Source organism: Pseudomonas sp. JDS28PS106 (genome assembly GCF_036706555.1).
Taxonomy (GTDB): Bacteria; Pseudomonadota; Gammaproteobacteria; order Pseudomonadales; family Pseudomonadaceae; genus Aquipseudomonas.
Genome location: NZ_JBAJGT010000005.1, coordinates 414,757 through 422,371 on the forward strand (window position 1 = coordinate 414,757; position 7,615 = coordinate 422,371).

Annotated in this window: 10 protein-coding genes; 8 read left to right on the plus strand and 2 right to left on the minus strand. The window is 61.7% G+C overall.

Annotated elements, in window-relative coordinates; translation table 11 throughout:
• The first annotated feature begins 133 nt into the window (after positions 1–133).
• The 3 genes from TRP66_RS11290 (at position 134) to trxA (ending at position 2,319) form a co-directional block, all read left to right on the plus strand.
• On the plus strand, positions 134–583 hold the full coding sequence (locus TRP66_RS11290) for a hypothetical protein (protein WP_333401735.1): 450 nt from the start codon (positions 134–136) through the stop codon (positions 581–583).
• A complete protein-coding gene (locus tag TRP66_RS11295) occupies positions 580–1,236 on the plus strand; it encodes a class I SAM-dependent methyltransferase (RefSeq protein ID WP_333401736.1) in 657 nt (218 codons plus the stop codon). The genes TRP66_RS11290 and TRP66_RS11295 overlap by 4 nt, the downstream gene beginning before the upstream one ends.
• Before the next feature lie 210 nt (positions 1,237–1,446).
• Positions 1,447–2,319 (plus strand): thioredoxin, encoded by an 873-nt coding sequence (gene trxA / locus TRP66_RS11300; RefSeq protein WP_333401737.1) that lies wholly within the window; start codon positions 1,447–1,449, stop codon positions 2,317–2,319.
• Between the two features lie 6 nt (positions 2,320–2,325).
• Here trxA and TRP66_RS11305 read toward each other — a convergent pair whose 3' ends face one another.
• Complete coding sequence (locus TRP66_RS11305) at positions 2,326–2,673, minus strand: hypothetical protein (protein ID WP_333401738.1); 348 nt, start codon at positions 2,671–2,673, stop codon at positions 2,326–2,328.
• 61 nt (positions 2,674–2,734) lie between these two features.
• Entirely contained in the window at positions 2,735–3,169 is a 435-nt protein-coding gene (locus TRP66_RS11310) for a nuclear transport factor 2 family protein (protein WP_333401739.1), read from the minus strand.
• Positions 3,170–3,403: 234 nt separating this feature from the next.
• Between TRP66_RS11310 and TRP66_RS11315 the strand changes: the two genes are divergently transcribed.
• The 5 genes from TRP66_RS11315 (at position 3,404) to TRP66_RS11335 (ending at position 7,355) form a co-directional block, all read left to right on the plus strand.
• Complete coding sequence (locus TRP66_RS11315) at positions 3,404–3,991, plus strand: DUF2796 domain-containing protein (protein ID WP_333401740.1); 588 nt, start codon at positions 3,404–3,406, stop codon at positions 3,989–3,991.
• 61 nt (positions 3,992–4,052) lie between these two features.
• On the plus strand, positions 4,053–4,763 hold the full coding sequence (locus TRP66_RS11320; protein WP_333401741.1) for an ABC transporter ATP-binding protein: 711 nt from the start codon (positions 4,053–4,055) through the stop codon (positions 4,761–4,763).
• Between the two features lies 1 nt (position 4,764).
• Complete coding sequence (locus TRP66_RS11325) at positions 4,765–6,030, plus strand: ABC transporter permease (RefSeq protein WP_333401742.1); 1,266 nt, start codon at positions 4,765–4,767, stop codon at positions 6,028–6,030.
• Positions 6,027–6,563 (plus strand): DUF3299 domain-containing protein, encoded by a 537-nt coding sequence (locus TRP66_RS11330; protein WP_442965189.1) that lies wholly within the window; start codon positions 6,027–6,029, stop codon positions 6,561–6,563. The genes TRP66_RS11325 and TRP66_RS11330 overlap by 4 nt, the downstream gene beginning before the upstream one ends.
• 105 nt (positions 6,564–6,668) lie before the next feature.
• Entirely contained in the window at positions 6,669–7,355 is a 687-nt protein-coding gene (locus TRP66_RS11335; protein ID WP_333401744.1) for an OmpW/AlkL family protein, read from the plus strand.
• Positions 7,356–7,615 lie beyond the last annotated feature (260 nt).

Genomic DNA, 7,615 nt, shown 5'->3' on the forward strand with positions numbered 1-7,615 from the left:
TCCCGCCCGCAAGACAAGACTTGGGGTTTACGGTATATAACGCCCATGGATGTGATATGAAATTGCCCTGACCGGGCAGCCGCGCACGTCGCAGCGTCACTTAGCCTTTCGATTTTTGTCCTGTGGAGCTTTCATGACGCTACGCCCCCTGATTTTGCTGAGCATGCTCGGCCTGCTGGCCGCTTGCAGCAGCAACGAAGCACCCCAGCCGGCGACGCCGAAACCCGTCGCTCCGGTGCTCAAGGTCCCGGCCGGCCCCGGCCCGTTACAGCCGTACCAGCGCGAGCTGAGCGGCCAGTTGCTCGGCATTCCCGCCGGCACCGAAGTGGAAATGGCAATGCTGGTCGTGGACGAGCGCGGACGTCCGCAGAAGCTGCTGACCAGCACCACGCTGCAAGGTAACGGCCAGTCGCTGCCGTTCCAGTTGCGCTTCAATCCCGAAGCATTCCCGGCAATGGGGCAGGTCGAACTGCGCGGACGCGCCATCAAGTCTGGTCAGCTGATCCTGCATCTGCCCTCCATGCGCATCCAGCAGGCCACTACTCAGGTGCTGGGTCCGTTGCAGTTCGTCGCCACGCCGTGACCGCTCCACCACAGCTGCAAAATGCGCTGAACGCTTTGCTGGGAGACGCACGCCTGGTCGCCACGCCCTTGCCGGATACCGATCTGCGGCTGTGGTTGATCGACGCCGATAACATGGACCGGGCGTTCAGCCCCGAGGAAACGCGGCGTATTCTCGACGAACCGCCTTACTGGGGGTTCTGCTGGGCAAGCGGCCTGGCGGTAGCGCGCTTTCTCATCGAGCAACCGCAATGGGTAAAGGGCAAGCAGGTGCTGGATTTCGGCGCCGGCTCGGGCGTGGCGGGTATCGCGGCGTGCAAGGCTGGCGCCATTGAGGTGGTGGCCTGCGATCTCGATCCGCTGGCAATCGCCGCATGCCAGGCCAATGCCCGGCTCAATGGCGTGGAACTGGGCTACTCCCGGGACTTCTTTGCCGAGGCCGATCGTTTTGACCTGATTCTGGTTGCGGATGTGTTGTATGACCGGGCCAATCTGCCGCTGCTGGATCAGTTCTTGAGCCGCGGCAAGCAAGCACTGGTGGCCGATTCCAGAGTCCGCGATTTCCAGCACCCGGCGTACCGGCGACTGGGGATGCTGCATGCGCTTACCTTGCCTGACCTGGCCGAGCCTCATGAATTTCGCGATGTGAGCCTGTATTACGCCTCCCGGCTGTAAGCGCCTCCTATCGCCAGCAAGCTGGCTCCTACGAGTTTCGTGACCTGCGCCGCAAATATTTGGGGCGCAGGTCATTCGTGTCGTAGGAGCCAGCTTGCTGGCGATGCAGTCCTTCCCACAGAGCCGGCGCATGCGGAACATCAGGCTGCGCTTTCAGCAATGCCCGGCGACATTTATGATTGGCGCTATTCAGATTGTGCGAGAAACGCAATGAGCCAGGATACCGCTTACATTTTCGACGCAACTTCCGCGACTTTCGATCAGCAGGTGATCGAGAAGTCGTTCGATCAGCCTGTGCTGGTGGACTTCTGGGCGGAGTGGTGCGCGCCGTGCAAAGTGCTGATGCCCTTGCTGCAGCAGATCACCGAGAGCTATCAGGGCGAGCTGCTGCTGGCGAAGGTCAATTGCGATGTCGAGCAGGATATCGTCGCGCGGTTCGGCATCCGCAGTCTTCCAACCGTGGTGCTGTTCAAGGACGGCCAGCCGGTGGATGGCTTTGCCGGTGCACAACCGGAGTCGGAAATTCGCAAGCTGCTGGAGCAGCATGTCGTGATGCCGCCGCCTCCTGCGGCCGACCCGCTCAAACAGGCCCAGCAGTTGTTTGCCGACAGCCGTTTTGCCGATGCCGAGACGGTGCTCAAGCATGTGCTGGGCGAAGACAACACCAACGCCACCGCGCTGATTCTATATGCGCGCTGCCTGGCGGAGCGTGGCGAACTGAGCGAAGCCGGCACCGTGCTGGATGCGGTGAAGAGCGACGCCCACAAGTCCGAACTGGCCGGCGCCCGTGCGCAACTGACTTTCCTGGCTCAGGCGGCGGCGCTGCCGGAAGCGGCCGAACTCAAGTCGCGCCTTGCCCAGAACCCGCAGGATGACGAAGCCGTTTATCAACTGGCAGTGCTGCAACTGTCTCGTCAGCAGTACGACACGGCCCTGGATGCGCTGCTCAAGCTGTTCGCACGCAATCGCGCCTGGTCCGACGGCTTGCCACACAAGACCCTGCTGCAGGTGTTCGATCTGCTGGGTAACGATCACCCACTGGTGACCACTTACCGCCGCAAGCTGTTCGCCGCGCTGTACTGAAAGCGCCTATCCCACCCAGCTGTACAGCGGAGCATCGGCTCCGCTGTCGACCTTGACCTGGGCGCTGTGGCGCATGCGTACCAGCAGGCGCTTGCCGGCCGCGGTACTGCCGCTCAACGCCGATAGCTGATCCAGCAATTGCGGGCCGCTGGTCTGTCCCGCCGCGCGAAGGATATCGAGCGCCGCCTGCCAGGTTTTATCATCCTGGCTGGCGGGCCGGGCTTCGGGCGTAGCGGGCGCCGCCGGCTCGACCATCGGCTGGATCTGCGCACCCAGCTTTGCCCAATCCTCGTCATCCAGCTCCAGGGTCAGGTCCACGGGCCATTGGCCTACCGTTCCACGAATACGCAACATGTCTTTCACCTGCAAATACTCAGGTGCACATGCTCCCACAGGACGGCCGCCAAGCCCACGTCTAGCGACCGATCCAGCGAACTGCCCGCGTCGGGTCGCCCATCAGGAAACCGCCCAGCACCCTGGCATCGAAGGCGTGCTCCCAATGCTCGATCACCTTGCCATCCTGAAAACGCCAGACGCCGCAGAACGGCATGCCGATGGTCTGGCCTTCGCAGGTGGCGTGAAGGGTCCCGAGGACGGTGCCGAAATCATCATTGGCGACGATTTCATGGACTTCCATCTGGAGGGTCTGATGGGCGCGCTCGACGAGTTCCAGTTCGTGATTGCGCACGGCGCGTTTACCAATCGCCATCGACAAGCCACCGCCCGCGCCGCGATCAGCCTTGTGCAGAACGATGGCCGGGTCTGCGAATTCATCGATTCGGGTCAGGTCCTGGTACAAGACACGCAAGGTTTCCACGTTTCTATGCACGTTTCTATGATCGTTGCTCATGGTCGTTCATCCTTGATGTGCGTACGCGACGCGTTGAAGCTCCAGGGTTAAACCCGCGCCTGCATGCTTGGGTTCCTTTTCCAGCGTAGGGGTTGTGACCGGACGCGCAAGCTCCAGGCCGACCAGCTGCCGTTGCAGGAACACAAGCTGAACGAAAATAAAAAAGCCATCACTTCGAACCATGAGCTGTTATAAGATTACATAACAGCCCTCGGATTACTTTCGGAGTACGTCATGCGTCATCTGCTTCTCGCCCTGCCCTTCGCCCTTTTGCCCCTGGTCGCTCATGCGGCGGAACATCATCATGATCACGACCATGCGCACGGCGAGGAGCACGCGAGCCTGGGCGCTCACGAGCATGGTGTCGGCAGGCTGGATGTGGTGCTGGAAGGCAAGACGCTGGAGCTGCAGTTCGACAGTCCGGCCATGAATATCGTGGGTTTCGAGCACGAAGCAACGTCCGCCGAAGACAAGGCCAAGGTGGCTCAGGCGCGAGAACTGCTGCTCAAGCCCAACGCGCTGTTCAACATTCCCGACGGCGCGAACTGCTCGGCGACGTCGGTCAAGTTGTCCAGCCCGCTGTTCGGCGACAAGGATGAGCACCAGGACCATGCCAAGGCCGAAGAGCATGATCACGAACACAGCGAGATCCATGGGCGCTATGCCTTCGTCTGCGATGCGCCGGCCGTTCTCAAGAAGCTGGATCTGTCGAATATTTTCAAAACCTTTCCCGACACCAAAAAGCTCCAGGTCCAGCTGATCTCGCCGGGCGGCCAGTCGGGTGCGGAAGTCATCGCGGCGAATCCTTCAGTCAAATTCTGATTGCGCCACGTTATCCATCGACCGGGCCTGGCCCGGTCGTCTGCTTTCAATGGACCGCCCCATGACCCACCCTCTGATCGAACTCTCGGATCTGACCTTCAACTGGCCGGGACATCCGCTGCTGCTGGATATCCCGCGCTTTCACCTGCAAGCGGGTGAGACCCTGTTTCTCAAGGGACCGAGCGGCAGCGGCAAAACGACCCTGTTGGGTCTTCTGGGCGGCGTGCAGCAACCCGCCCAGGGCAGTATCCGCCTTCTGGGCCAGGATCTTTCGCAACTGTCCGCCAGCGCCCGCGACCGGTTTCGGGTCGATCACACCGGCTACATCTTCCAGCAGTTCAACCTGCTGCCCTTCCTGTCGGTTCGGGAAAACGTGGAACTGCCTTGCCATTTTTCCCGGGTCCGCAGCGAGCGCGCGAAGCAGCGCCATGGCAGCGTCGAACAAGCCACGACTGCTTTGCTTGCACACCTGGGCCTGAAAGACGCGGCCTTGCTTGAGCGCCGCGCCGACTCGCTTTCGATCGGCCAACAGCAACGGGTCGCTGCCGCGCGGGCGCTGATCGGCCAGCCCGAGCTGGTCATTGCCGACGAGCCGACCTCGGCTCTCGATGCCGATACCCGCGAAGCCTTCATCCAGTTGCTGTTCACGGAATGTCGCGACGCGGGCGCCAGCCTGCTGTTCGTCAGTCATGACCAGAGCCTGGCTCCACTGTTCGACCGCCATCTGTCGCTGGCCGAACTCAATCGTGCCGCCGTCGCCGTGGAGATCTGAGATGTATCTGTTTCGTCTGGCCCTGGCCAGTTTGTCCAACCGCCGCTTCACGGCATTCCTCACCGCCTTCGCCATCGCCCTCTCGGTGTGCCTGCTGCTGGCCGTGGAGCGGGTCCGTACTGAAGCGCGGAACAGCTTCGCCAGCACCATCAGCGGTACCGACCTGATCGTCGGCGCGCGCTCCGGCTCCGTCAACCTGTTGCTGTACTCAGTGTTTCGCATCGGCAACGCCACCAACAACATTCGCTGGGACAGCTACGAGCATTTCGCCGAGGACAAGCAGGTGAAATGGGCCATCCCGATTTCCCTGGGCGATTCCCATCGGGGCTATCGGGTCATGGGCACCAGCGGCGCTTATTTCGATCATTACCGGTTCGGCCGCCAGCAGCCGCTGGAGCTGGCGCAAGGCCGGCCGTTCCAGACGGATCCGTTCGAAGTCGTGCTCGGCTCCGAGGTCGCCAAGGCGCTGCACTACAAGCTGGGCGACAAGCTGGTGCTGGCACATGGCGTGGCGGCCATCAGTCTGGTCAAGCATGACGACAAGCCATTTACCGTGGTCGGCATCCTCAAGCCCACCGGCACTCCGGTCGACCGGACTCTGCACATCAGCCTGGGCGGCATGGAAGCAATCCATATCGACTGGCATAACGGCGCGCCGGCCCGCGGCAGCGAGCGAATCTCCGCCGATCAGGCCCGCAACATGGATTTGCAACCCAAGGCGATCACCGCCTTCATGCTGGGCTTGAACAGCAAGATTTCCATCTTCAGCCTGCAGCGCGAGATCAACGAGTTCCGAGGCGAGCCAATGCTGGCGATTTTGCCCGGCGTGGCGCTTCAGGAGCTATGGAGCCTGATGGGCACGGCCGAAAAGGCGCTGTTCGTGATATCGCTGTTCGTCGTGCTCACCGGCCTGATCGGCATGTTGACCGCCATTCTGACCAGCCTCAACGAGCGGCGCCGTGAGATGGCGATTCTGCGCTCGGTGGGCGCGCGGCCCTGGCATATCGCAAGTCTGCTGGTCCTGGAGGCCTTCGCCCTGGCGCTGGCCGGCGTGGTCAGCGGCCTGGTCCTGCTCTACGTGGGAATCTTCGCGGCCCAGGACTATGTGCAGAACAGCTATGGTCTGTATCTGGCCCTGTCCGCACCGAGCCAATATGAATGGACGCTGCTGGGCGGTATTCTCGCAGCGGCTCTGGTGATGGGTATCGTGCCGGCATGGCGCGCGTATCGACAGTCCCTGGCCGACGGTTTGTCGATTCGTTTATGAGGGGTTTCACTATGCGGCACCTGATGTTGCTTCTGTCGCTCGCCTTCAGCCCTTCCCTGTGGGCGGCGGAGCCGCGGGTGCTGACCTGGGAAGACATGATCCCGCCCGATGCGCCGGTTGTCGCGCCGGCGACGGCGCCGATCCATGATCTGTCGAAGCTGTCCGACGCGCTGGCAATGGAGTCGGCCCCTGCCGCGAAGCAGGCTTCGCCCCACGCGCCCGTGGTCAAGGCGCTGGACGGCAAACAGGTACGACTGCCGGGCTACATCGTACCGTTGGAAGTCAGCGAGGAAGGCCGGGTGACGGACTTCCTGCTGGTGCCGTATTTCGGCGCCTGCATCCACGTGCCGCCTCCGCCGTCGAATCAGATCGTGCATGGCACCAGCGAGCTGGGCGTGAAGGTCGACGAGCTGTATCAGCCCTACTGGATCGAAGGGCCGATGCAGGTCAAACCGTCCAGCAGTGAACTGGCCGAAGCGGGTTATCAGATGCAGGCCGACAAGATTCTGATCTACGAACTGCCGGAGTCCTGATAGAACGCGGGTTACCGGCTATTCATTGAGCTGTATCAAGGTTGCATCGAAAAGCGGGCTTTAACATGGATCCAGAATTTTTCTGGATCATCATTTGGAGCCCCCATGAACTCGTACCTGCTTCGCGCCTCCGTGCTTGCGCTCGCAATTGCCGCCCCCGCGGCCGCCCATGCCTACCAGCCGGGCGATTTCATCGTGCGCGCGGGCGTCGCCCATGTCGAACCGAACGAGGACAGCGGCGAAGTGAAGCTCGACGGCACCCGCGTATCGGGTACCAAGGCCACCGCCGATGGCGAAAATCAGTTGGGGCTGACCTTCGCCTACATGCTCACCGAACATGTCGGCATCGAGTTGCTGGCAGCCACGCCTTTCAGCCACACCATTTCGGTCAAGGGTCTGGGGCCGGGTCTGGATGGCAAACTGGCCGATGTGAAGCAACTGCCGCCAACCCTGTCGCTGCAGTACTACCCGATGGAGCCCTCCTCCCGGTTTCAGCCTTACGCCGGAGTAGGTATCAACTACACGACCTTCTTCGACACCGACCTGACCGGCACCCGCAAGGACCAAGGCTTCAGCGACCTCAAACTCAAGGATTCGGTAGGCCTGGCCGGCCAAGTGGGCATGGACTACATGCTCACCGACAATATCCTGCTCAACGCATCGGTGTGGTACGTCGATATCGACACCAAGGCGTCGGTGGATGGCCCTTCCGCGCTAAGCGTCGGCAAGACCAAAGTGGACGTGGATATCGATCCGTGGGTGTACATGGTGGGTGTGGGTTACAAGTTCTGACGGCCGTGTAGCCTCGGATGATCGCCAGCAAGCTGGCTCCTACAGGGTCTGTAGGAGCCAGCTTGCTGGCGATAAATGCTGAGGCGGTTTAGCTCAGTGAACGCGTCGCCTGATTTGCTGCCGCGTTGCGGCAGATCGCGGATAAATCCGCTTGTGTCTTCCATCAGGCTAAAGTCTGGGGTGAGAGGGGTGGACGGCAAGCTGTCTAATCGCGGTGCCCTTGAGCACGTGTAGGAGCCAAGCTGCCGTCCACTCTTCCC